This is a genomic window from Salmonella sp. 2020_1459 (genome assembly GCF_043847915.1).
GTDB classification, from domain to species: Bacteria; Pseudomonadota; Gammaproteobacteria; order Enterobacterales; family Enterobacteriaceae; genus Salmonella; species Salmonella enterica.
This window is the reverse complement of the sequence record NZ_JBCMFA010000005.1, coordinates 162,899-186,099: the sequence shown is the minus strand read 5'-3', so window position 1 is coordinate 186,099 and position 23,201 is coordinate 162,899. Positions and strand designations below refer to the sequence as shown.

The 23,201-nt window shown below is 52.6% G+C and carries 20 protein-coding genes and 6 tRNA genes; 14 read left to right on the top strand and 12 right to left on the bottom strand.

Annotated elements, in window-relative coordinates:
- The first annotated feature begins 76 nt into the window (after positions 1 to 76).
- From zipA to ACH0VJ_RS14630, 3 genes are all read left to right on the top strand, one after another.
- On the top strand, positions 77 to 1,063 hold the full coding sequence (gene zipA / locus ACH0VJ_RS14640) for a cell division protein ZipA (RefSeq protein WP_000983126.1): 987 nt from the start codon (positions 77 to 79) through the stop codon (positions 1,061 to 1,063).
- 71 nt (positions 1,064 to 1,134) lie between these two features.
- Positions 1,135 to 3,150 carry an NAD-dependent DNA ligase LigA gene (ligA, locus tag ACH0VJ_RS14635; RefSeq protein ID WP_000433287.1) on the top strand — a complete coding sequence of 672 codons (2,016 nt, stop codon included), beginning with the start codon at positions 1,135 to 1,137 and terminating at the stop codon, positions 3,148 to 3,150.
- Position 3,151: 1 nt separating this feature from the next.
- The gene (locus tag ACH0VJ_RS14630; protein ID WP_001519708.1) at positions 3,152 to 3,370 is read left to right on the top strand and encodes a DUF3820 family protein; all 219 of its coding nucleotides are present in this window, start codon (positions 3,152 to 3,154) and stop codon (positions 3,368 to 3,370) included.
- Here the strand turns inward: ACH0VJ_RS14630 and ACH0VJ_RS14625 are convergent.
- Positions 3,367 to 4,365, bottom strand: coding sequence for a bile acid:sodium symporter family protein (locus ACH0VJ_RS14625; RefSeq protein WP_000765569.1), 999 nt, complete (start codon positions 4,363 to 4,365; stop codon positions 3,367 to 3,369). The genes ACH0VJ_RS14630 and ACH0VJ_RS14625 overlap by 4 nt on opposite strands.
- Before the next feature lie 89 nt (positions 4,366 to 4,454).
- On the opposite strand from ACH0VJ_RS14625, the gene ACH0VJ_RS14620 reads away from it, so the two are divergent.
- Positions 4,455 to 5,381 carry a LysR family transcriptional regulator gene (locus ACH0VJ_RS14620; protein ID WP_001109831.1) on the top strand — a complete coding sequence of 309 codons (927 nt, stop codon included), beginning with the start codon at positions 4,455 to 4,457 and terminating at the stop codon, positions 5,379 to 5,381.
- 61 nt (positions 5,382 to 5,442) lie between these two features.
- Here ACH0VJ_RS14620 and ACH0VJ_RS14615 read toward each other — a convergent pair whose 3' ends face one another.
- Positions 5,443 to 6,204: an outer membrane protein gene (locus tag ACH0VJ_RS14615; RefSeq protein ID WP_000722926.1), complete on the bottom strand. Its 762-nt coding sequence runs from the start codon at positions 6,202 to 6,204 to the stop codon at positions 5,443 to 5,445.
- Positions 6,205 to 6,459: 255 nt separating this feature from the next.
- Here ACH0VJ_RS14615 and xapA point away from each other — a divergent pair, with 255 nt between their 5' ends.
- Genes xapA through ACH0VJ_RS14595 form a run of 4 tightly spaced genes read left to right on the top strand, consistent with a single transcriptional unit; the run spans position 6,460 to position 9,757 of the window.
- Positions 6,460 to 7,293, top strand: coding sequence for a xanthosine phosphorylase (xapA, locus tag ACH0VJ_RS14610; protein WP_001119746.1), 834 nt, complete (start codon positions 6,460 to 6,462; stop codon positions 7,291 to 7,293).
- A 54-nt stretch (positions 7,294 to 7,347) separates the two neighbouring features.
- The gene (locus tag ACH0VJ_RS14605) at positions 7,348 to 8,604 is read left to right on the top strand and encodes a nucleoside permease (RefSeq protein WP_000513241.1); all 1,257 of its coding nucleotides are present in this window, start codon (positions 7,348 to 7,350) and stop codon (positions 8,602 to 8,604) included.
- Positions 8,605 to 8,662: 58 nt separating this feature from the next.
- Positions 8,663 to 8,821: a XapX domain-containing protein gene (locus ACH0VJ_RS14600; protein WP_000658727.1), complete on the top strand. Its 159-nt coding sequence runs from the start codon at positions 8,663 to 8,665 to the stop codon at positions 8,819 to 8,821.
- 51 nt (positions 8,822 to 8,872) lie between these two features.
- The gene (locus tag ACH0VJ_RS14595) at positions 8,873 to 9,757 is read left to right on the top strand and encodes a LysR family transcriptional regulator (protein ID WP_000438884.1); all 885 of its coding nucleotides are present in this window, start codon (positions 8,873 to 8,875) and stop codon (positions 9,755 to 9,757) included.
- Between the two features lie 141 nt (positions 9,758 to 9,898).
- On the opposite strand, the gene ACH0VJ_RS14590 is transcribed toward ACH0VJ_RS14595, so the two are convergent.
- The 4 genes from ACH0VJ_RS14590 to ACH0VJ_RS14575 all read right to left on the bottom strand — a co-directional run bounded on the left by ACH0VJ_RS14590 (position 9,899) and on the right by ACH0VJ_RS14575 (position 10,292).
- Positions 9,899 to 9,974: transfer RNA gene (locus ACH0VJ_RS14590), tRNA-Lys, on the bottom strand.
- Positions 9,975 to 9,978: 4 nt separating this feature from the next.
- Positions 9,979 to 10,054 (bottom strand) — tRNA-Val (locus tag ACH0VJ_RS14585).
- Positions 10,055 to 10,095: 41 nt separating this feature from the next.
- Positions 10,096 to 10,171: transfer RNA gene (locus ACH0VJ_RS14580), tRNA-Val, on the bottom strand.
- A 45-nt stretch (positions 10,172 to 10,216) separates the two neighbouring features.
- Positions 10,217 to 10,292 (bottom strand) — tRNA-Val (locus ACH0VJ_RS14575).
- Between the two features lie 258 nt (positions 10,293 to 10,550).
- Here ACH0VJ_RS14575 and gltX point away from each other — a divergent pair.
- Positions 10,551 to 11,966 carry a glutamate--tRNA ligase gene (gene gltX, locus ACH0VJ_RS14570; RefSeq protein ID WP_000695623.1) on the top strand — a complete coding sequence of 472 codons (1,416 nt, stop codon included), beginning with the start codon at positions 10,551 to 10,553 and terminating at the stop codon, positions 11,964 to 11,966.
- Positions 11,967 to 12,019: 53 nt separating this feature from the next.
- Here gltX and ACH0VJ_RS14565 read toward each other — a convergent pair whose 3' ends face one another.
- Both ACH0VJ_RS14565 and ACH0VJ_RS14560 read right to left on the bottom strand, forming a co-directional pair.
- A complete protein-coding gene (locus ACH0VJ_RS14565) occupies positions 12,020 to 12,412 on the bottom strand; it encodes a YfeC-like transcriptional regulator (RefSeq protein WP_000826514.1) in 393 nt (130 codons plus the stop codon).
- A 1-nt stretch (position 12,413) separates the two neighbouring features.
- Positions 12,414 to 12,776: a YfeC-like transcriptional regulator gene (locus tag ACH0VJ_RS14560; protein WP_000472034.1), complete on the bottom strand. Its 363-nt coding sequence runs from the start codon at positions 12,774 to 12,776 to the stop codon at positions 12,414 to 12,416.
- A gap of 221 nt (positions 12,777 to 12,997) precedes the next feature.
- On the opposite strand from ACH0VJ_RS14560, the gene ACH0VJ_RS14555 reads away from it, so the two are divergent.
- The 3 genes from ACH0VJ_RS14555 to ACH0VJ_RS14545 all read left to right on the top strand — a co-directional run bounded on the left by ACH0VJ_RS14555 (position 12,998) and on the right by ACH0VJ_RS14545 (position 15,573).
- A tRNA-Ala gene (locus tag ACH0VJ_RS14555) sits at positions 12,998 to 13,073 on the top strand.
- Positions 13,074 to 13,115: 42 nt separating this feature from the next.
- A tRNA-Ala gene (locus tag ACH0VJ_RS14550) sits at positions 13,116 to 13,191 on the top strand.
- A gap of 192 nt (positions 13,192 to 13,383) precedes the next feature.
- Complete coding sequence (locus ACH0VJ_RS14545; protein WP_001112941.1) at positions 13,384 to 15,573, top strand: sensor domain-containing phosphodiesterase; 2,190 nt, start codon at positions 13,384 to 13,386, stop codon at positions 15,571 to 15,573.
- 52 nt (positions 15,574 to 15,625) lie between these two features.
- Here the strand turns inward: ACH0VJ_RS14545 and nupC are convergent, their stop codons facing one another.
- Positions 15,626 to 16,828: a nucleoside permease NupC gene (gene nupC, locus ACH0VJ_RS14540; RefSeq protein WP_000376347.1), complete on the bottom strand. Its 1,203-nt coding sequence runs from the start codon at positions 16,826 to 16,828 to the stop codon at positions 15,626 to 15,628.
- A gap of 342 nt (positions 16,829 to 17,170) precedes the next feature.
- Here nupC and ACH0VJ_RS14535 point away from each other — a divergent pair, with 342 nt between their 5' ends.
- A complete protein-coding gene (locus ACH0VJ_RS14535; protein ID WP_000131734.1) occupies positions 17,171 to 18,412 on the top strand; it encodes an Nramp family divalent metal transporter in 1,242 nt (413 codons plus the stop codon).
- Between the two features lie 60 nt (positions 18,413 to 18,472).
- Here ACH0VJ_RS14535 and ypeC read toward each other — a convergent pair whose 3' ends face one another.
- Positions 18,473 to 18,799, bottom strand: coding sequence for a DUF2502 domain-containing protein YpeC (gene ypeC, locus ACH0VJ_RS14530; protein ID WP_000490091.1), 327 nt, complete (start codon positions 18,797 to 18,799; stop codon positions 18,473 to 18,475).
- A 113-nt stretch (positions 18,800 to 18,912) separates the two neighbouring features.
- Positions 18,913 to 19,911: an L-glyceraldehyde 3-phosphate reductase gene (mgrA, locus tag ACH0VJ_RS14525; RefSeq protein ID WP_000640285.1), complete on the bottom strand. Its 999-nt coding sequence runs from the start codon at positions 19,909 to 19,911 to the stop codon at positions 18,913 to 18,915.
- 179 nt (positions 19,912 to 20,090) lie between these two features.
- Here mgrA and ACH0VJ_RS14520 point away from each other — a divergent pair, with 179 nt between their 5' ends.
- Positions 20,091 to 21,743, top strand: a complete 1,653-nt coding sequence (locus tag ACH0VJ_RS14520; protein ID WP_001180871.1) for an alpha-keto acid decarboxylase family protein — start codon at positions 20,091 to 20,093, stop codon at positions 21,741 to 21,743.
- Between the two features lie 19 nt (positions 21,744 to 21,762).
- On the opposite strand, the gene ACH0VJ_RS14515 is transcribed toward ACH0VJ_RS14520, so the two are convergent.
- Positions 21,763 to 22,998, bottom strand: coding sequence for an ion channel protein (locus ACH0VJ_RS14515; protein ID WP_000468920.1), 1,236 nt, complete (start codon positions 22,996 to 22,998; stop codon positions 21,763 to 21,765).
- Positions 22,999 to 23,201 lie beyond the last annotated feature (203 nt).

Here is a 23,201-nt window from a genome sequence, read left to right as displayed (position 1 = left end):
TTGACGTAATCGGCAAATACTCTTAGTGAGTAAATGTTTGCCGTGGTGGCAAGGTGTTAGAACAACAGAGAATATAATGATGCAGGATTTGCGTCTGATATTAATCATTGTTGGCGCGATCGCCATAATCGCTTTACTGGTACATGGTTTCTGGACCAGCCGTAAAGAACGATCTTCTATGTTCCGCGATCGTCCACTAAAACGCATGAAATCGAAACGCGACGACGACTCGTATGACGACGATGTCGAAGAAGACGAAGGCGTGGGTGAAGTTCGTGTTCACCGCGTAAATCATGCCCCCGGCCAGTCGCAGGAGCATGATGCCCCTCGTCAGTCGCCGCAACACCAGTACCAGCCGCCTTATGCGTCTGCGCAACCGCGTCCAGCGGCGCCGCCGCAGCCGCAAGCGCCGATGCAACAGCCGGTTCAGCAACCGGTCCAACCTGCGCCGCAGCCTCAGCAGGTTCAGCCATCTGCGCCGCCGGTACAGCCGCCGCAACAGCAGCCAGCACCGCCGTCGCAAGCGCCGCAGCCTGTTGCGCAGCCCGCGCCGCCGCCATCAGCGCAAACCTTCCAGCCTGCGGAACCTGTGGTTGAGGCGGAACCGGTAGTGGAAGAAGCGCCGGTTGTAGAAAAACCGCAGCGTAAAGAGGCGGTCATAATTATGAACGTCGCGGCCCATCATGGCAGCGAGCTTAATGGTGAAGTGTTACTGAACAGTATTCAGCAGTCAGGCTTTAAATTTGGCGATATGAATATTTTCCATCGTCATTTGAGCCCGGACGGCAGCGGCCCGGCCTTGTTCAGTCTCGCGAATATGGTCAATCCGGGAACGTTCGATCCTGAAATGACGGACTTCACTACGCCTGGCGTCACTATCTTTATGCAGGTACCGTCTTACGGCGATGCGCTGCAGAATTTCAAGCTGATGCTGCAATCCGCGCAGCATATCGCTGATGAGGTCGGTGGCGTCGTGCTGGATGACCAGCGTCGGATGATGACACCGCAGAAACTGCGCGAATATCAGGACCGCATCCGCGAGGTGATGGACGCTAACGCCTGAGGTTAACGCAGGTGTGACATTTTTAACGTAACCCCCGCCTGTCGGGGGTTTTTTATCATTGATGGTGTGATATGGAACCAATCGAACAACAACTGACAGAACTGCGAACCACGCTTCGCCATCATGAATATCTGTATCATGTGATGGATGCGCCAGAGATTCCCGATGCCGAATATGACCGCCTGATGCGGGAACTGCGAGAGCTGGAGGCGCAACGTCCGGACCTTATCACGCCGGATTCGCCCACGCAGCGCGTTGGCGCGGCGCCGCTGACGGCATTCAACCAGATTCGCCATGAAGTACCGATGCTGTCGCTCGATAACGTATTTGATGAAGAAAGCTTCCTGGCGTTTAACAAGCGAGTGCAGGATCGTCTAAAAAGCACGGAAAATGTCATCTGGTGCTGCGAGCTAAAGCTGGATGGCCTGGCGGTCAGCATTCTGTATGAAAACGGCGTGCTGGTGAGCGCAGCGACGCGTGGCGACGGCACCACCGGTGAAGATATCACTTCAAACGTGCGCACGATTCGCGCCATTCCGTTAAAGCTGCACGGCGATAACATTCCGGCGCGTCTTGAAGTTCGCGGAGAGGTATTTTTACCGCAGGCCGGGTTTGAAAAGATCAATGAAGACGCGCGCCGCACTGGCGGCAAAGTGTTTGCTAACCCGCGTAACGCGGCGGCGGGCTCGCTGCGTCAGCTCGATCCGCGTATTACGGCGAAGCGACCGCTAACATTTTTCTGCTACGGCGTCGGTATTCTGGAAGGCGGCGAGTTGCCGGATACGCATCTGGGACGTTTGCTGCAATTTAAAGCGTGGGGGTTACCGGTCAGCGATCGCGTGACGCTGTGCGATTCTCCCCAGGCGGTACTGGATTTTTATCGCAACGTCGAAAAAGATCGCCCCACGCTCGGTTTTGATATCGACGGCGTGGTGATTAAGGTCAATTCGCTGGCTTTGCAGGAACAGCTGGGCTTTGTGGCCCGCGCGCCGCGCTGGGCGGTGGCGTTTAAATTTCCTGCTCAGGAGCAGATGACTTTTGTGCGCGACGTTGAGTTTCAGGTCGGGCGCACCGGGGCGATTACGCCGGTGGCGCGTCTGGAACCGGTTCAGGTGGCTGGTGTGCTGGTCAGCAATGCCACGTTGCATAATGCCGATGAAATTGAGCGACTTGGCTTGCGCATTGGCGATAAGGTGGTTATCCGTCGGGCAGGCGATGTGATCCCTCAGGTGGTCAACGTGGTTCTGTCCGAACGCCCTGAAGAGACACGTCCGATTGTGTTTCCAACGCACTGTCCGGTGTGCGGATCGGACGTAGAGCGCGTCGAAGGCGAAGCCGTTACCCGTTGTACCGGAGGGCTGATTTGCGGCGCGCAGCGTAAAGAGTCGCTGAAACATTTTGTGTCGCGCCGGGCAATGGATGTAGACGGGATGGGCGATAAGATCATCGACCAACTGGTGGAAAGGGAGTATGTCCATACGCCAGCGGATCTGTTCCGTCTGACGGCGGTTAAACTGACCGGCCTGGACCGAATGGGGCCAAAGTCCGCGCAAAATGTTGTTAACGCGCTGGAAAAAGCCAAAGCGACGACCTTTGCGCGTTTTCTCTATGCGCTGGGCATCCGTGAAGTGGGTGAAGCGACGGCGGCGGGGCTGGCGGCTTATTTCGGTACGCTGGAGGCGCTGCAGGCCGCCACCATTGACGAGTTGCAGAAAGTACCTGACGTGGGGATTGTGGTCGCTACGCACGTCTTTAACTTTTTTGCCGAAGAGAGTAATCGTGATGTGATTGGGCAGCTACTGGCGGAAGGGGTTCACTGGCCCGCGCCGGTAGTCATTAATGTGCAAGAGATCGATAGCCCGTTTGCCGGTAAAACCGTGGTACTAACCGGTAGCCTGAGCCAGATGTCCCGCGATGACGCTAAAGCGCGTTTAGTGGCGCTGGGCGCGAAAGTGGCAGGCAGCGTATCGAAGAAAACCGATCTGGTGATTGCCGGTGAAGCGGCGGGTTCGAAACTGGCCAAAGCGCAGGAACTGGGTATTACCGTGATTGATGAAGCGGAAATGATCCGCTTACTGGATGCCTGAGATGGAGAAAGAGCAGCTGGTTGAAATCGCCAACACCGTGATGCCGTTCGGCAAATATCAGGGACGTCGATTGATCGACCTTCCGGAAGAGTATTTGCTGTGGTTTGCCCGTAAAGATCAGTTTCCGGCGGGTAAACTGGGGGAGTTGATGCAAATCACGCTGCTGATTAAAACCGAGGGGCTGACGCAACTGGTGCAGCCCCTTAAACGCCCGCTTTAAGCTTTCGCGGCGCGGCTTTCCTGCTGCGCCTGTAACTTCTCGGTCTGGCGTTTGTAGCGCCGTGCCAGCCCTGCGCAGACCATCAGTTGGATCTGGTGGAAGATCATCAGCGGTAATACCATCATACCCAGCACTGACGTTGGAAACAGAATATTGGCCATCGGGATCCCGTTGGCCAGGCTTTTTTTCGAACCGCAGAAAACAATAGTGATTTCGTCGGCTTTATTGAAGCCGCATTTACGGGCGACAAAGACGTTAATGGCGATGACGATCGCCAGCAGTATGAGGCTGACCACGACGATAAACAGCAGCGATCCCCAGCCGACTTTGTGCCAGATGCCGTTGACCACCGCTTCGCTGAACGCCGAGTAGACCACCAACAGAATAGAGGTCTGATCCGTTTTCGCGATCCACTTTTTGTTGCGCGCGACCCAGTTGCCGATCCACGGGCGAGACAGGTGTCCCAGCACAAAAGGCAGCAGCAGTTGCAGCATAATTTTGCCCACCTCTTCCAGACTGCCCTGCGCGCCATGAATATTCATTACCAGACCGACCAGCAGCGGCGACAGGAAAATGCCCAGCAGACTGGACGCAGACGCTGAGCACACCGCGGCCGCGACGTTACCGCCCGCGAGTGAAGTAAACGCAATCGCAGACTGCACGGTGGCGGGCAAAATGCACAGATACAGAAAGCCGCTGTAGAGCATAGGGTCGACATTGACAGGCGCCCACCAGGCAAACAGTACGCCGAGGACAGGAAAGAGCACAAAAGTGCTGCACATGACCCACAGATGCAACCGCCAGTGGCTGCCGCCAGCGATGATCGCTTCACGCGAAAGCTTCGCGCCATGCATAAAAAACAGCAGAGCGATAGCCGCTGTCGTAATGCCTTCAACGACAGGCACAAAGCCACCTTCCGCCGGGAAAAAAGAGGCCAGTAGTACCACGGTGATAAGTGTCAGCGTGAAAGGGTCAAGGATACGAAAAAGTTTCATAAAAACTCCTGAAAGTCGGTGCAGCTATTTTGCGTTTTTCGCTTTGAGAAATAAAATTGATTTATTGCATCTATATATGAATCTAGTCGATGAACTATTCACTGCGTCAACTGCGTATTTTTATTACCGTCGCCCAGGCCAAAAGTTTCAGTCGGGCAGGGGACAGGATTGGACTGAGCCAGTCTGCGGTCAGTCATAGCGTAAAAGAGCTGGAGCGGCAAACCGGCGTCAGACTGCTGGATCGCACTACGCGTGAGGTGGTGCTGACCGAGGCGGGGCAACAACTGGCGACGCGTCTGGAGCGGGTGCTTGATGAACTGAACAGCATACTGCGCGATGCAGGCAGAGTAGGGACACAATTAACCGGCACCGTGCGCGTTGCCGCGAGCCAAACCATTTCTGCGCATCTTATTCCGCAATGCATTGCCCAAAGTAATTCACTTTATCCCGCTATTGATTTTGTATTGCACGATCGTCCGCAGCAGTGGGTGCTGGAGAGCATCCGCCAGGGTGAAGTGGATTTTGGCATCGTTATCGATCCCGGCGCAGCGGTGGATTTACAGTGTGAAGCCATCTTATCAGAGCCTTTTTTACTGTTGTGTCGCCAGGATCATCCGCTGGCGCATCAGGAATGGGTAAGCTGGCAGGATCTTAAACAGGCCTCGCTGGTCTTACAGGATTATGCTTCCGGCAGTCGACCGCTGATTGATGCGGCGCTGGCCCATTTTGCTATTGAGGCGGATATCGTGCAGGAGATTGGTCACCCGGCCACGCTGTTTCCAATGGTGGAAGCGGGAATCGGCATCAGCGTGCTGCCCGCGCTGGCGTTACCGCTCCCGCAGGGCAGCCACTTACAGGTTAAACGGCTGACGCCCGTAGTTGAAAGGCAGCTCATGCTGGCGCGGCGAAAAAACCGATCGCTCTCCACGGCGGCGCAGGCGTTGTGGGACGTGGTGCGTACTCAGGCCAGCGAATTAACCGCCGCGAGGGCGAAAGATCCGCTGTATCAGCTATAAATATCTATCTGTCCGTGTGTGAGGTGCGGTCTTGCCCTGCCATTTTTGACAGGGCAGTGTGTTAAAACAGGTATTTGATGGAATAAATAATGCCATCCTGCAGGAAGGATTCTCCTAACTTATTATCAGCGTAACGATATTGTACTCCTGCGGTCAGGTGAGGAGTCGCATTCCACCACAGCGCTACTGCGCCATTAATGCCATCTTTCCCGCCATTGCCCGCAGCGTAGGACGCATCGCGGTCAAACTCATACTCATTCCAGTTCGTTACGCTGAATTTCTCACTACCCAACGAGAAGCTATAGCCGGCCACCCAACCTAATACATAACCATTATCGCCTGTGTAGTAGGTCTGATCGGTATAACGTTTGGCAAAGAAGGGTTTAAACCAGTAACCGTTACCTGTGAAGTTATAGCCTAAACCATAGAGAAACATGTCATCATGGAAATTAGCGCGATGAGGTGAACCGTACGTCCCGTAGGCATGGAGATAGAGGTTTAATCCTGTATCGCCCAGATAAATACGGTTGGTATTTTTAAAGGTGTAACGCTGTTCGCTGCCTGGTTTAGCGTGGCGGCCATTGTAAAAATTTTCCCAGTCGAAGAACCCGTACATTTCTCCCCAGCTAAAATTCGCTCCGCCTTCCAGTTCCAGGTACCCAAAATCATCTTTATGGGATTTTTTACTGGTTTTTTCCGTGGTGTCTGATGTCCAGTCGAGGTAATGGAGGCCGATATCGGCGAACCCGCCTTTAAATTCCGCATGGGTGAGTGCGGGAATAATGAGTAAAGAAGAAAGCGTCAGAGTAAGAATTTTTTTCATAGCATATTTCCCTATGCCGATAATTATTAATGGGTTAATTAAAAAGAGGCAATTTATAAATATGAAAGCGGCATATTGTTAATATGAAGTGCAAGCAAAAACCAATACTGTTTTCCCTCTGTATTAATACAGAAGCGATCTAAATCTATCGATATTAAATGGCTATTGATGACACGTGAAAAGTGTATTGGTCAGCAAGGGGCGATGGTCGTTATAAAAAGGAGTCAAATTAAATCCGATAGAACAAGGAAACTTATGCCTCACGCTCTTTTTTCTCATAATCCTGAGTATTGTATTGATATTATTCATGCACATAAACCGGCATTTACCCCGCGAGTCGCGTTTATTTTAGGCTCCGGGTTGGGTGCTCTGGCGGATCAAATCGAAGATGCGGTAGCCATTTCTTACGAGAAATTGCCGGGATTTCCCGTCAGCACCGTACACGGCCATGCTGGTGAACTGGTGCTCGGCCATCTGGCGGGTGTTCCGGTGGCCTGTATGAAAGGCCGCGGACATTTTTATGAAGGGTGTGGAATGGCGGTGATGACCGATGCCATTCGCACGTTGAAATTACTGGGCTGTGAAGTGTTGTTCTGCACCAATGCGGCAGGATCTCTGCGTCCGGAAGTGGGGCCGGGTAGCCTGGTTGCGCTTAGCGATCACATTAATACGATGCCCGGTACGCCGATGGTGGGGCCAAACGATGATCGTTATGGCGATCGCTTCTTCTCGCTGGCTAATGCTTATGACGCAGATTATCGCGCCATGCTTCAGTCCGTTGCGGCAGAGGAGGGATTCACCCTCACTGAAGGCGTATTTGTTTCTTATCCGGGTCCGAACTTCGAAACGGCGGCAGAAATCCGCATGATGCAGATTATTGGCGGCGATGTGGTCGGAATGTCCGTTGTCCCTGAGGTGATTAGCGCACGTCATTGTGGCCTCAAAGTTGTTGCCGTCTCAGCGATCACCAATCTGGCGGAAGGGCTGGGCGATGTAAAACTCTCCCATGCGCAAACGCTGGCGGCGGCTGAACTTTCCCGGCAGAACTTTATAAATCTGATTTGCGGCTTTTTACGTAAGCTGGCCTAAACACAATGACTACGGCCCCGTATTGGGGCTTTATCTCACGGCAAGGAATAAAAAATGGGTATTACGTCCCGCTTAAAAGTCATGTCGTTCTTGCAATATTTTATCTGGGGGAGCTGGCTGGTTACCCTGGGCTCTTACATGATCAACACTCTGGATTTTACCGGCGCGAATGTCGGTATGGTCTACAGCTCAAAAGGACTGGCAGCGATTATCATGCCGGGCATTATGGGGATCATTGCTGATAAATGGCTGCGCGCTGAGCGAGCCTACATGCTTTGCCATCTGGTTTGCGCGGGGGCGTTATTGTACGCCACCACCGTTACCGATCCCCAGACGATGTTCTGGGTGATGTTGGTGAATGCGATGGCGTATATGCCAACAATTGCATTATCCAATAGCGTTTCGTACTCCTGTCTGGCGAAAGCAGGTCAGGATCCGGTAACGTCATTTCCGCCTGTGCGCGTTTTCGGCACAATAGGTTTTATTGTTGCGATGTGGACGGTGAGCCTGATGGGGCTGGAACTGAGCAGTGCGCAATTATACATCGCTTCTGGCGCATCGTTATTGCTGGCCCTGTATGCGCTGACGTTACCGAAAATTCCGGTAGCCGAGAAGAAGGCGAACACCACGCTTGCCAGTAAGCTCGGACTGGATGCTTTTGTTCTGTTTAAAAATCCACGCATGGCAATCTTCTTTTTGTTTGCGATGATGTTGGGGGCGGTGCTGCAAATTACCAATGTCTTCGGTAATCCGTTCCTGCATGATTTTGCCCGTAATCCTGAGTTTGCCGACAGCTTTGTGGTGAAGTATCCCTCTATCTTGCTTTCAGTTTCGCAGATGGCGGAAGTGGGCTTTATCCTCACCATTCCGTTCTTCCTTAAACGCTTTGGTATTAAAACGGTAATGCTGATGAGTATGCTGGCGTGGACGCTGCGTTTCGGCTTCTTTGCCTTTGGCGATCCATCCCCGTTTGGCTTTGTGCTACTGCTGCTGTCGATGATTGTTTATGGCTGCGCATTTGATTTCTTCAACATCTCAGGGTCAGTATTTGTAGAGCAGGAGGTGGACTCAAGTATTCGCGCCAGCGCGCAGGGGCTATTTATGACCATGGTTAACGGCGTGGGGGCGTGGATTGGGTCTCTTTTAAGCGGTATGGCCGTGGATTATTTTTCTATTGATGGCGTAAAAGATTGGCAAACTATCTGGCTGGTCTTTGCCGCCTACGCTCTGGCATTGGCCGTTATTTTTGCATTGTTCTTTAAATATCAGCACCATCCAGAAAAACTGTCGACCAAATCATTAGCACATTAATTTTATTTGACTGGCGAGAGGATGTTCGCCAGTCCATTTTTATGAACAAGGACACAGTATGAAAGAAATTATTCTCTCCTCCGGTATTGGATTTGGTATTGGCGCATTTTTTACTTTATGCCGTATACCTATTCCTGCACCAAATGTTTTACCCGGGGTTTTATCTATTGTATTTATGTATATTGGGTATCTTGTCGTTAAATCTATTTTTTACTAGGTAATATGGTAAATTCCAGACGTTATCCCTTATTCCTGGAGTGCGATAGTGATGGAACGAGCCCATCGTATTGATCTAAAGCTATTACGTTATTTCCTCGCTGTTGCAGAAGAATTGCATTTTGGCCGGGCTGCTGCCCGGTTAAATATGTCACAACCTCCCTTGAGTATCCATATCAAAGAACTTGAACAGCAACTGGGTACATTGCTGTTTATTCGTCATTCCCGCAGCGTTGCATTAACCCATGCCGGGAAAGTTTTGATGGAAGAGTCACGTCGCTTGTTAGCCAATGCAAATCAGGCTCTGGCGCGAGTGGAGCAGATTGGTCGCGGTGAAGCGGGGCGCATTGAACTGGGTGTGGTTGGTACGGCGCTGTGGGGAAGAATGCGTCCTGCGATGCGTCACTTTTTGAAAGCGAATCCCAATGTTGAAGTACTTTTTCGCGAAAAGTCTCCAGGTATGCAAATGGCGTTGTTAGAGCGTCGGGAACTTGATGCAGGGATCTGGCGTATGGCTATCGAACCAGCAGTCGGTTTTACCAGCATACGTTTGCATGAATCTGCATTCATGGTTGCAGTTCCGGAAGATCACGATCTGGCATCCAGAGATTCTGTGCCGTTGGCGGCGTTGCGCAATGAATATTTTGTTACGTTGCCTTCCGTACATTCTGATTGGGGATTTTTACAACGTGTATGCCAACAGGCGGGTTTCTCGCCAATGATTATTCGGGAAGTGGTTGAGCCGCAAACGGTGTTGGCGATGATCAGTATGGGGATCGGGATTACGTTGATGGCTGATGGCTATGCGCAAATGAGCTGGCCGGGTGTGGTGTTCCGTCCGTTAGAGGAACGTATTCCGGCGGATTTGTATATTGTGTATGACCAGCAGCAGGCAACGCCAGCACTGGAGAAACTGGTGGCGGCGTTGACGGTATGATGTCTGTGCCGGATGGCGACTAACGTCTTATCCGGCCTACGTGTGCGGTGTCGTCTGTAGGCCTGATAAGCGCAGCGCATCAGGCAAGACCCGAACATATTGCAGATAGCAAAAAAGCGCCTTTAGGGCGCTTTTTTACATTGGTGGGTCGTGCAGGATTCGAACCTGCGACCAATTGATTAAAAGTCAACTGCTCTACCAACTGAGCTAACGACCCGAAGTGGTGGGTGATGACGGGATCGAACCGCCGACCCCCTCCTTGTAAGGGAGGTGCTCTCCCAGCTGAGCTAATCACCCACTTCGGTACTTCACAATAAGAAATTTAGCTGGCGAGAAAGTGGTGGGTGATGACGGGATCGAACCGCCGACCCCCTCCTTGTAAGGGAGGTGCTCTCCCAGCTGAGCTAATCACCCACTTCTCAATTTCTTATCTACACGGCGGAGACTACATAAAGTAGTTGGTGGGTGATGACGGGATCGAACCGCCGACCCCCTCCTTGTAAGGGAGGTGCTCTCCCAGCTGAGCTAATCACCCCCGCTGTGTGGAGTCGCATTATAGGGAGAGTTGAAAATGAGTCAACGCATTTTCTAAAGTTTTTGTTTGTTCGTCGTAAAATTAAACAAAACGATCGTGAATTACCCCGCACTGCATGATTTCTATACGGAAATAGCAAAGCGCAGCGTTCTGACCGGATCAACATTGAGGAATCAAGCCACAGTGATAGAATACAAGGCTATTCATCTTTCCAGGATTTGCCGGTTGTCGGCATCTTTATAAACGTAAGGCCATTTCATGAAAATTAAAACTCGCTTCGCGCCTAGCCCGACAGGTTATCTGCACGTCGGCGGCGCGCGTACTGCTCTTTATTCCTGGCTTTTCGCACGTCACCACGGCGGTGAATTCGTGCTGCGTATTGAAGACACCGATCTTGAGCGTTCCACGCCGGAAGCCATTGAAGCCATCATGGATGGTATGAACTGGCTGAACCTGGAATGGGACGAAGGCCCATATTTCCAGACCAAACGTTTTGATCGCTATAACGCGGTGATTGACGAGATGCTGGAGGCGGGAACGGCCTATAAATGCTACTGCTCTAAAGAGCGTCTGGAGCAACTGCGTGAAGATCAGATGGCGAAAGGCGAGAAGCCGCGTTATGACGGGCGTTGCCGTCACAGTCACGAACATCATGCCGACGATGAACCATGCGTGGTTCGCTTTGCCAACCCGCAGGACGGTTCCGTTATTTTTGATGATCAGATCCGTGGCCCGATCGAATTCAGCAATCAGGAGCTGGACGATCTGATCATTCGTCGTACCGACGGTTCGCCGACCTACAACTTCTGTGTGGTGGTTGACGACTGGGATATGGAAATTACCCATGTGATCCGTGGCGAAGACCATATCAACAATACTCCGCGCCAGATTAACATTCTGAAAGCGTTAAACGCGCCGGTGCCGATGTACGCGCATGTGTCGATGATTAACGGCGACGACGGTAAAAAACTGTCTAAACGTCACGGTGCGGTGAGCGTGATGCAGTATCGCGATGACGGTTATCTGCCGGAAGCGTTGCTGAACTATCTGGTGCGTCTGGGCTGGTCCAGCGGCGATCAGGAGATCTTCACCCGCGAAGAGATGATTAAACTGTTCTCCCTCGGTGCGGTGAGCAAGTCTGCGAGCGCGTTCAACACCGATAAACTGCTGTGGCTGAACCACCACTATATCAATACGCTGGCGCCGGAATATGTGGCGACGCATTTGCAGTGGCATATCGAGCAGGAAAATATCGACACCCGTAACGGCCCGCAGCTTGCTGAACTGGTGAAGTTGCTGGGCGAGCGCTGCAAAACTCTGAAAGAGATGGCGCAGAGCTGCCGCTACTTCTATGAAGACTTCAGCGAGTTTGACGCCGATGCGGCGAAAAAACACCTCCGCCCGGTGGCGCGTCAGCCGCTGGAAGTGGTGCGCGACAAGCTGTCGGCGATTACGGACTGGTCAGCAGAAAACGTCCACCACGCGATTCAGGCCACGGCGGATGAGCTGGAAGTGGGGATGGGTAAAGTGGGGATGCCGCTGCGTGTGGCTGTGACCGGTGCCGGGCAGTCGCCTGCGCTGGATGTCACCGTACATGCGATTGGTAAAACCCGCAGCATTGAGCGCATCAACAAAGCGCTGGGCTTTATCGCCGAGCGTGAAAGCCAGCAGTAACGCCCGCTGAAACAGAATAAACGGCAGGGCAGACGCCTGCCGTTTATTCTTTGTTAGTCCGCCTCATTGATACCTAAACGCGTCAGAAATCCGCGAATACCTTCCCGCGATAAAAACAGCGCCAGTTTTTCCTGTTCCTGAGCAGACATATTTTCAACGGCATCAATAATTTGTCGATAAGCGTGACTGTGCGCCGCGTTCGCATATTCTGCGAAAGCCTCTTCCGCCTGATAAAACGCAGGCAGTTTGCGAAAAGCCGGAATATTGAGAATAAACTCCCGCACGCTGGCATCAATATGGATGAGTCTTGCGCGTCCGCCTTTGACGCCGGGAAATTTTTCGGTTTTCCAGTGTTGTTCTCTGATCCAGCGATTGACGGTTTGTCTGGCCACGCCGAGGCATTCAGCCAGCTCTTCAGTGGTCATTTTACTGCGTAATCTTTTCATATTATTTGCTATCGCGTATCCCTAAGCGTTGTAACAAACCGGTAATCCCTTCACGCACGAGGAGAGAGGTAAACTGTTTCTGCTCGGATGAGGTCATCTCTTTGGCGAGCGTCATGAGCAGCGCTTCAAGCGATGCGTTGCTGGCAGGCGTGAATGTGTCTGCGTGATGGTCAACTGAACGTTCAGCGCTGCGGATATATTCACGAACCTGTTCGTTTACATGAACCAGACGGGCTTTACCGCCCTGGACGCCAGGTTTGGGCGATGTTGCCCAGCCTTCTTTCCGTACCCATTTATTGATGGTTTGTCGGCTGTAACCGGTGAGATTAGCGAGTTCTTCTGGCGTCATCCGTTCCTTGAACATAACGATTCCCTGAATAGTCGTGGGGTTAATTAGTGGTTCATTTTATAGCACCATTTTAGTCGAAACCGTGACGTGTTTAACTACTGAATGCGAGTTGTGCCGCAATGTCCTTTATTTGAATGCTTTTTCAGCGATTGAATTCGGCAAGTTCATTTTGCCGTTGACACATGCCGAGGGAATTCATATGATGCCGCCCGTCAACTCGACAAGCTTTACGTAGTGGGGCTATAGCTCAGCTGGGAGAGCGCTTGCATGGCATGCAAGAGGTCAGCGGTTCGATCCCGCTTAGCTCCACCAAATTTACTCCCGATAAATTTGGCGTATACGTAAAAGCACTATGGGGCTATAGCTCAGCTGGGAGAGCGCTTGCATGGCATGCAAGAGGTCAGCGGTTCGATCCCGCTTAGCTCCACCAATATTCGAACCCTCGCTGAAAAGCGGGGGTTTTTGCTTTTTGTCACAAAATTTATGGCCTCTGATATCTGCTCTTCAGGTGCGTTTGTTTGCCGCTGCTTTTGCGGTCAATATGAGCTTTTGTTAGATTGCTTCATAATGCGAATATACTTATTATTCATGCGCCTTATATAATGATGTGAGCATTAAAGCAATGCCGGATAAGTGTAACGTATTAAAAAATATAAAAATATTCTTACTGGCCTTCTGCCTGACCGTTCCGGCTATTCTGCTATCTCGTCTCATTTCTCCCCGCGCCACAATTGATTCCAGCTACATCTTTCTGGCCTGGCTACCGCTCTGCGTCATGTTTTCCGTGCTGTTTTTATTTGGCCGCCGTGGCGTCGCGCCGATGGTAGGCGGAATGATGTTGACTAATGAATGGAATTTTCATTTACCTCTGCCACAGGCGATGGTGCTGCTATTTTGCCAGACGTTTCCCGTGTTGCTGGTTTGCGCTATCGTACGCTGGCAGCTGGGCGCGCGCTGGCGCTACGGAATACCCAACCAAGGCATCTGGCTACGCGTTTTCTGGTTAGGGTTAATGACGCCGTTTGGCATAAAAATCAGTATGCATCTGGCGGGGCACTACCTGGCTTTCCCGGTGACAATCTCTACCTTCTTTGGCACCGGCACCGCTATTTTCTCGATTGTTGATTTATTGAGTCTGATTTCTGCCGCGCTTATTTTTACCCTCTTTTTCTATTATCCGCTGCGGATGATAGTCAGCCCGCACTATATTCGTATTTTCTGGCGGAGGGATGTCGCTCCTTATCTCGCCAAAGAAAAACGCCTGTTTACGCTTCTCTGGTTTGCCACTCTGGCGACGCTATTAGCGGTGCTGTGTACGCCTTTCGAGACAAAGTATATTGCTGGCTATCTGGTGCCAGTCCTGTTCATTGGATTTACCATCGGCGTGGGGAAAATCAGCTATCCGCTGTTGAATTTTAGTTGGGCTCTCACTGCGCTATTCCTGCTTAGCTATAACCGCAATTTTCTGCAGGGCGTGGGCTCAGAATATTCGCTGGCATTTATCCTTTCAGTTCTCATTTCTTTTAGTATTTGTTTGTTGTACATGGCGCGGATTAATCAACGCAGCGAATGGTTGAATCGACAATGGCACTCGCAGGCATTGACCGATCCGTTGACGCAACTGCCTAACCTGCGCGCGCTGGAGCAGTTTCTTTTACAGGATGCCGGGCAAAGCGTGTGTTATCTACGCATGGAAAACCTGGAATTTCTGAGCCGTCATTACGGTATGCAGATGCGCGTGCATTGCGAACGCGAGGTGTTTCGCGTATTGCAGCCGCTGCTGCTGGAAAAGGAGAAAATTTTCCATCTGCCGGGCAGTGAATTATTGCTGGTATTGACGGGACCGGAGACGGAAGCCCGCCTGCAATATATGCTTAATGTGCTTAATAACCGCAAAATTTACTGGAACAATACCGGTCTGGACATGGAATACGGCGCATCGTGGGGAACATTCGATGGTCGCCAGGAAACCTTGCAACCGCTGTTGGGGCAGTTAAGCTGGCTGGCGGAGCAATCCTGTTCGCATCGTCGGGTGCTTGCACTGACCCAGAGTATTGAAGCCGCTTCCGGGCAGACGACGGAACGGGTGCTACGGTTGCAGAAAATCCGTCAGGCGCTGGAGCGTGGCGCGCTGGTTTTGTATGCGCAACCCATTCGCGACGCGCAGGGAAAAGGGTATGACGAGATTCTGACGCGGCTTCGGTGCGACGACGGTATCATGATGCCGAATCAGTTCATTCCGCTTATCGCCCAGTTTAACCTGAGCGTACGGTTTGATATGCAGGTGATGGAAGCGCTCCTGCAATGGCTGTCCGCGCATCCTTCAGCGGAGCAGGGGGCGCGTTTCTCGGTTAATTTGATGCCGCTGACGCTGCTGCAAAAAGAGACTGCGTCGCGCATTATGCAGCTTTTTAAACGCTATGGCGTCCCGCCAGCTTCGGTCATCATCGAAATTACTGAAGAACAGGCCTTCTCTCATTCCGAAATCAGTATGCACAATATCAACCAGTTGCGTAAGTTTGGCCTAAAAATCGCAATTGATGATTTCGGCACCGGCTATGCAAACTATGAACGGCTAAAACGCCTCAAGGCGGACATCATTAAAATCGACGGTTGTTTCGTAAAAGATATTCTGACGGACTCCCTGGATGCGATGATCGTGAAATCCATCACTGATTTAGCGAAAGCGAAATCGTTGAGCGTCGTGGCTGAGTTTGTTGAAACGCCTGCGCAGCGCGATCTGCTATTGCAGCTTGGCGTACACAGTTTGCAGGGATATCTGATTGGCCGCCCGCGCCCGTTAGGCAAATAAGCGGCATAAAAAAACCGGGGATAGCTCCCCGGTTTCTGCATTAAACCCAGACTTACAGTACCAGCGCCGCGATAGAGGCGGACAGTACGCTCACCAGCGTAGAACCGTAAACCAGTTTCAGACCAAAACGGGAAACCACGTTGCCTTGCTCTTCGTTCAGGCCTTTAATCGCGCCCGCAATAATACCGATGGAAGAGAAGTTCGCGAAGGACACCAGGAAGACGGAGATAATGCCTTCAGCGCGTGGAGAGAGGGTAGAGGCGATTTTCTGCAGATCCATCATCGCCACGAATTCGTTGGAAACCAGTTTGGTCGCCATGATACTTCCTACCTGCAGCGCTTCACTGGACGGTACGCCCATTACCCATGCGACCGGGTAGAAGATGTAACCCAGAATGCCCTGGAAGGAGATGCTGTAGCCGAACCAACCGGTAACCGTTGCGAACAGCGCGTTCAGCGCCGCGATCAGCGCGATGAAACCGATCAGCATCGCCGCGACGATAATCGCCACTTTAAAACCTGCCAGAATGTACTCGCCCAGCATTTCGAAGAAACTTTGGCCTTCATGCAGGTTCGACATCTGAATATTTTCTTCGCTGGCATCAACGACATAGGGGTTGATCAGCGACAGAACGATAAAGGTGCTGAACATGTTCAGAACCAGCGCTGCGACCACATATTTAGGGTCCAGCATGGTCATATACGCGCCCACGATAGACATGGAAACGGTCGACATTGCGGTCGCCGCCATGGTGTACATGCGGTTACGGGACATTTTGCCGAGGATATCTTTATAAGCGATAAAGTTCTCAGACTGGCCGAGGATCAGCGAGCTGACGGCGTTAAAAGACTCCAGTTTGCCCATACCGTTTACTTTGGACAACAGGAAACCAATAGCGCGGATGACCACTGGCAGAACGCGGATATGCTGAAGAATACCGATCAACGCGGAAATAAAGACGATCGGGCACAATACTTTCAGGAAGAAGAACGCCAAACCTTGATCGTTCATACTGCCAAAGACGAAGTTTGTCCCTTCGTTGGCAAATCCGAGCAGTTTTTCAAACATCTCGGAGAAACCTTTTACGAAGCCAAGGCCAACATCCGAGTTCAGGAAGAACCAGGCCAGTAATACTTCGATAACAAGTAACTGAATGACGTAACGAATGCGAATTTTTTTACGGTCGCTGCTAACCAGCAGTGCGAGTACCGCAACAACGGCAAGCGCCAGGACAAAATGAAGGACGCGGTCCATATTTGCTCCAAATATGAGGCAGGTTTAATTTTCGTGCACATTCTATGCAACAGCCGTAAAGAAAACGAGATCCAACACACACTATAATAAGGACCTGTGACGAGATTCAAAATTAGTGATCTGTAATACACTTTTACTGTACTGAATATGAAAATGAAAAGTTATATCAGTGTGCTAATCTTGTAATGTTAAGCCAAACTGTTCTGATACAGGTCGTCATCGTATCGGTCTATCGTTTCACACTATCAAAGTAATCACCCGTACCCATTGAAATGCACTTGATAATCATTATCAATAAACATAGCATGAAACATAGCAAAGGCTATGTTTTTGAGGCAAAAGATGACTGACAATCGCGTAGAGAATAGCAGCGGACGGGCGGCGCGCAAGCTAAGGCTCGCATTAATGGGACCTGCGTTCATTGCCGCGATTGGTTATATCGATCCCGGTAACTTCGCGACCAATATTCAGGCCGGCGCCAGCTTTGGCTACCAGCTACTCTGGGTGGTGGTCTGGGCGAACCTGATGGCGATGCTGATTCAAATCCTCTCGGCAAAACTCGGAATCGCCACGGGCAAGAACCTGGCGGAGCAAATTCGCGACCATTATCCGCGCCCGGTAGTCTGGTTTTACTGGGTACAGGCGGAAATCATCGCGATGGCCACCGATTTAGCTGAATTTATCGGCGCAGCAATAGGTTTTAAGCTGATCCTGGGCGTCTCTTTATTACAGGGCGCGGTATTGACCGGTATCGCGACGTTTCTGATTTTAATGTTACAACGCCGCGGTCAAAAACCGCTTGAAAAAGTCATCGGCGGTTTACTGCTTTTTGTCGCCGCCGCTTACATTGTGGAACTGTTTTTCTCTCAGCCTGATATGGCGCAGCTCGGCAAAGGAATGGTTATCCCGGCGCTACCGAACCCGGAAGCCGTATTCTTAGCCGCCGGCGTGCTTGGCGCGACGATTATGCCGCACGTGATTTATCTGCACTCGTCATTAACACAGCATCTGCACGGCGGAACGCGGCAACAACGGTACTCAGCAACGAAATGGGATGTCGCTATTGCCATGACGATTGCCGGTTTTGTCAATCTGGCAATGATGGCGACCGCCGCGGCGGCGTTTCATTTTAGCGGCCACACTGGCATCGCCGACCTCGATCAGGCATACCTGACGCTGGAACCGTTACTAAGCCATGCGGCGGCAACGGTGTTTGGTCTTAGTCTGGTAGCGGCAGGGCTTTCCTCCACCGTGGTAGGGACTCTGGCGGGGCAGGTGGTGATGCAAGGGTTTGTCCGTTTTCACATTCCGCTGTGGGTACGGCGCACCATTACCATGCTGCCCTCATTTATTGTGATTTTGATGGGGCTGGACCCTACCCGAATTCTGGTGATGAGCCAGGTGCTGCTGAGTTTTGGTATTGCGCTGGCGCTGGTGCCGCTCCTGATTTTCACCAGTAACGCTACGCTAATGGGCGAGCTGGTGAACACGCGGCGAGTAAAACAGATTGGCTGGATAATTGTCGTGCTGGTCGTCGCCCTGAATATCTGGTTGCTGGTTGGAACGGTGATGGGATTGTCATAAAGACAGAAAGATAGCAGGCCCGATGCGTGGGCGTCATCGGGCTGTTATTCAGCAGGAGGCTTAGTGATGATGTTTGTGACCCCGGCCTCGCCCGCGATGATCGTCGCGATCGCGCCAGCCTTCCCGATAACCGCGTTCATACGCTTTACGCTTATCCCAGCCGCGATGATAGCCGTTGTCATGGCGCCACCAGCGATTTTTACGCCATTCATAATGGTTGTGCCAGTAATCCCGGTCGCGCCAGCGACCACCGTCCCAGTAGTTACCGTAATCATCGCGATCGCCAATCTGTAATTTTATTGAGGGCAACAGGGTGATTTCGCCCGCATTCGCGGCAAGCGGTGTAAAAGCCAGCAAGGCTGCCGCCAGAATCAGTGACCTGAACATACTTTCTCTCCTTCACGATCGAGCCGTCGCCGGCCTGTTAATGCAATATTACAAAGCAGTAAAGATTTGTTTCATCGCCTTAACTCTTAAATCATGAAGGAGAGCATTTTTTGCTAAAACCGGCCCTCCAGAATAGCGTCAATTTCTGCACATTCCGCCGCCGAAAAACGGCGATTGGCCAGCATTCCTACGGCGTCTTCGATTTGCGACGGTTTGCTGGCGCCAATCAGTACCGAGGTAACGTTATCGTTACGCAGCACCCAGGCGAGCGCCATCTGAGACAATTTTTGGCCCCGTCGTGCAGCCAGTTCATTCAACCGGCGAACTTTTTCCAGTTTGTCGGCGGTAATCTGTTCTGGTTTAAGGAAACGGCTTCCGCTTGCCGCGCGGGAATCTTCCGGAATGCCATTCAGATAACGGTCAGTGAGCTGCCCGCCCGCCAGCGGCGAGAAGGCAATACTGCCGACGCCTTTTTCCTGCAATAGCGCCAGCAGCCCGTCCTCTACCCAACGCTCAAAAAGCGAATATTTAGGCTGATGAATCAGGCAAGGCGTGCCGAGATCCTCCAGAATATCGATAGCTTGTCTGGCCAGATCGGCAGGATAGTTAGAGATTCCCACGTACAACGCTTTGCCCTGGCGCACAAGGTGATCTAACGCTTTCATCGTCTCTTTAAGCGGCGTTTCGGGATCGGGACGATGGTGATAAAAGATATCGACATACTCCAGCCCCATACGTTTCAGGCTTTGATCGAGGCTGGCGATAAGGTATTTCCGTGAACCCCAGTCGCCATAAGGGCCATCCCACATGGTGTAGCCCGCTTTGGTGGAGATGATCAATTCATCACGCCACGGTAAAAAATCTTCCTGCAGAATGCGGCCAAAATTGCATTCTGCGGAGCCCGGCGGCGGCCCATAATTATTGGCGAGATCAAAGTGGGTAATGCCCAGATCGAACGCGCGTTGCAGCAGCGCCCGGCTATTTTCTACCCGTGTCGCATCGCCGAAGTTGTGCCATAACCCCAGCGAAATAGCGGGAAGTTTGACGCCGCTGCGTCCGCAGCGACGATACTCCATTGTGTGATAACGATTTTCATCGGGCTGATAAATCATGACCTTTCCCCCTGTGGCGTGAATAAATAGTGTATACGGTTACACTCGCCAGGCGGTATCCGGATTTTACTGTTCGCCGCTGTAAACATTGTTTTCCAGGCTTTCATCCCCGTCGTGCTGGACAGCCATCGCCATTCCTTAATACTCAACATAATGTCAACGTCAGAAGGAAAGCTGTCATGCAAAACCCCTATACCGTGGCCGACTATTTGCTGGACAGACTGGCAGGATGCGGCATTGGCCATCTTTTTGGCGTACCGGGCGATTATAACTTGCAGTTTCTTGACCATGTGATTGACCACCCGACCCTACGTTGGGTGGGATGCGCCAATGAGCTGAACGCCGCTTATGCCGCGGACGGTTATGCGCGCATGTCGGGCGCTGGAGCGCTACTCACCACCTTTGGCGTGGGAGAACTTAGCGCTATTAACGGTATCGCGGGCAGTTACGCGGAATATGTCCCGGTCTTGCATATCGTCGGCGCGCCCTGTAGCGCTGCGCAGCAGCGTGGCGAATTGATGCACCATACCCTCGGCGACGGCGATTTTCGTCATTTTTATCGCATGAGTCAGGCGATATCTGTTGCCAGCGCAATATTGGATGAACAGAACGCCTGTTTCGAGATTGACCGCGTATTGGGTGAAATGCTTGTCGCACGCAGGCCAGGATACATCATGCTGCCCGCCGACGTGGCGAAAAAAACGGCCATCCCGCCTACGCAGGCGCTGGCGTTGCCCGTGCATGAAGCGCAAAGCGGCGTGGAGACGGCTTTTCGTTACCACGCCCGTCAGTGCCTGATGAACAGTCGGCGCATTGCGCTATTGGCCGACTTTCTTGCCGGGCGTTTTGGTTTACGACCACTGTTGCAGCGCTGGATGGCGGAAACGCCCATCGCTCATGCCACACTACTGATGGGGAAGGGGCTTTTTGATGAACAGCACCCGAACTTCGTTGGCACCTATAGCGCTGGCGCCAGCAGCAAAGAAGTGCGTCAGGCCATAGAGGACGCCGATAGGGTTATCTGCGTCGGCACCCGTTTTGTCGATACCCTTACGGTCGGATTTACCCAACAATTACCGACGGAACGCACGCTGGAGATTCAGCCTTACGCGTCGCGCATCGGCGAAACCTGGTTCAACCTCCCGATGGCGCAGGCGGTGTCTACGCTGCGCGAACTGTGCCTGGAATGCGCTTTTGCGCCGCCGCCGACGCGTTCCGCCGGACAGCCAGTGCGGATTGATAAGGGAGAACTGACCCAGGAAAGCTTCTGGCAAACCTTACAGCAGTATCTCAAACCCGGAGATATTATCCTTGTCGACCAGGGGACCGCCGCCTTTGGCGCTGCCGCGCTGTCGCTTCCTGACGGCGCGAAAGTTGTGGTTCAGCCGCTGTGGGGGTCTATCGGCTATTCCTTGCCCGCCGCGTTTGGCGCGCAAACTGCCTGCCCCGATCGGCGGGTGATTCTGATTATCGGCGATGGCGCGGCGCAGCTCACGATTCAGGAGATGGGCTCGATGTTACGCGACGGGCAGGCGCCGGTTATCCTGCTGCTCAACAATGACGGTTATACCGTAGAGCGCGCCATTCACGGCGCGGCCCAGCGGTATAACGACATCGCGAGCTGGAACTGGACGCAGATACCACCGGCGCTAAACGCGGCGCAACAGGCGGAGTGCTGGCGGGTGACGCAGGCTATCCAACTGGCAGAGGTCCTCGAACGTCTGGCGCGCCCACAACGTCTGTCATTTATTGAAGTGATGTTGCCAAAAGCCGATCTGCCGGAATTACTGCGTACCGTGACCCGGGCGCTGGAAGCCCGCAACGGGGGATAATGGCCCCCGCTGCGCCGGATTAGGGTTCGTGACGGTTGGCGGCCAGCAACGGTTTTCCCGCCAGCAATAGCCAGGCGGGGAGCATCACAATGCAGAGCAGCGGCAGCAGATTGGTATCCGGTACGACGACTGCCGCCATAAACAGACTGAGCCAGCCGTCGCGCGTCACTACCAGCACTAAGCCAAGAATCGCGCAGGAGACGGTAATCGCCGCGGGTACGGCCTCAACATGGGCATGGAGCATGAGCCCCAGCGCCGCGCCAATAAACACAGCCGGAAAAATGCGCCCGCCGCGAAAGCCGCTCGCCGCCGCGATGACCAGCGCGGCGAGTTTGACGACGGCTAAGGTAAAATAATCTCCCGCGCCCAACGTCTGGCTAAACGCCATTTGTTGCATTTCGTCCAGGCCTTTAAACAGGGTAAGCGGCCCGCCAATGACGCCCAGAATACCCAGTATAAAACCGCCAATGCCGAGAATCAGGACCGGATTTTTCAGGCGGTGCAGCAACTCATGCAGACGCGGAAGGCACCAGACGGCGACCATCCCGGCGGCAATGGCGATCGCCGCGACGATCGCTCCGCTGGCAATGTCCACCAGCCGCATCTGCGTGTAATGGGCGATGGGTAACGAAAAATGCGGATGAAAGAACAGACTGGTGGTGAGTGACCCCGCCGCTGCCGCCATTAACGGCGCAAACAGGCGATCCCACATGGGAATATCGTTAGAGCCGCTAAGTGTTTGCGAAAAAATCAGCGCTGCGGCGACGGGCGTGCCGAACAGCGCGCCGATGGTGCCCGCTGAGGCCAGAATCGTCCAGTCTAACGCCGTGATACGCGGAAACAGGCGGGAGCCGAAAGCCGCCGCCAGCGCGATATTTATTGTCATTATCGGATGCTCTGGCCCCAAACTTACCCCACCAGCAAGGCCGATGATTAAGGCGAGAAGCAGCCCGGGTAGCGCAGATGGCGAGACCGGCATACTGATTAACGGTTCGATGGCCGGATCGGGGCCAGCGTGTCCGGGACTGTAACGGATAATCAAACCCACCACGATCCCGGTTAGCGTGAGCATACCCACTATCCAGAACGGCGAATCATAAGCGATGCCGATGCTGGTGGGCAGTCGTTGCCAAAGAAATTGCTGAAAAACCGACGCGACTTTCATCGCAGCGATTAAAACCAGGCTTGACGCTACGCCAATAATCAGCGCGGGGAGCGACAGCAGCAGCATCGTTCGGGCACGCGGGTGGAACATAATCTCTTCCTTACACGGGGTCGTATACCTATTTTGCACAGCCTGCCCGACGGCATTGCTGCAATTGGTGCTGAAACAAGAAAGTAATTCTGTGATGAAGATCTATATTTATAGGCAGTCAGCCTGATGGCCGTTGTTGTTATGCCCCCATGAATTTACAGTGTGACAAAGACTTATTTTGACTTTAGCGGAGCAGTAGAAGA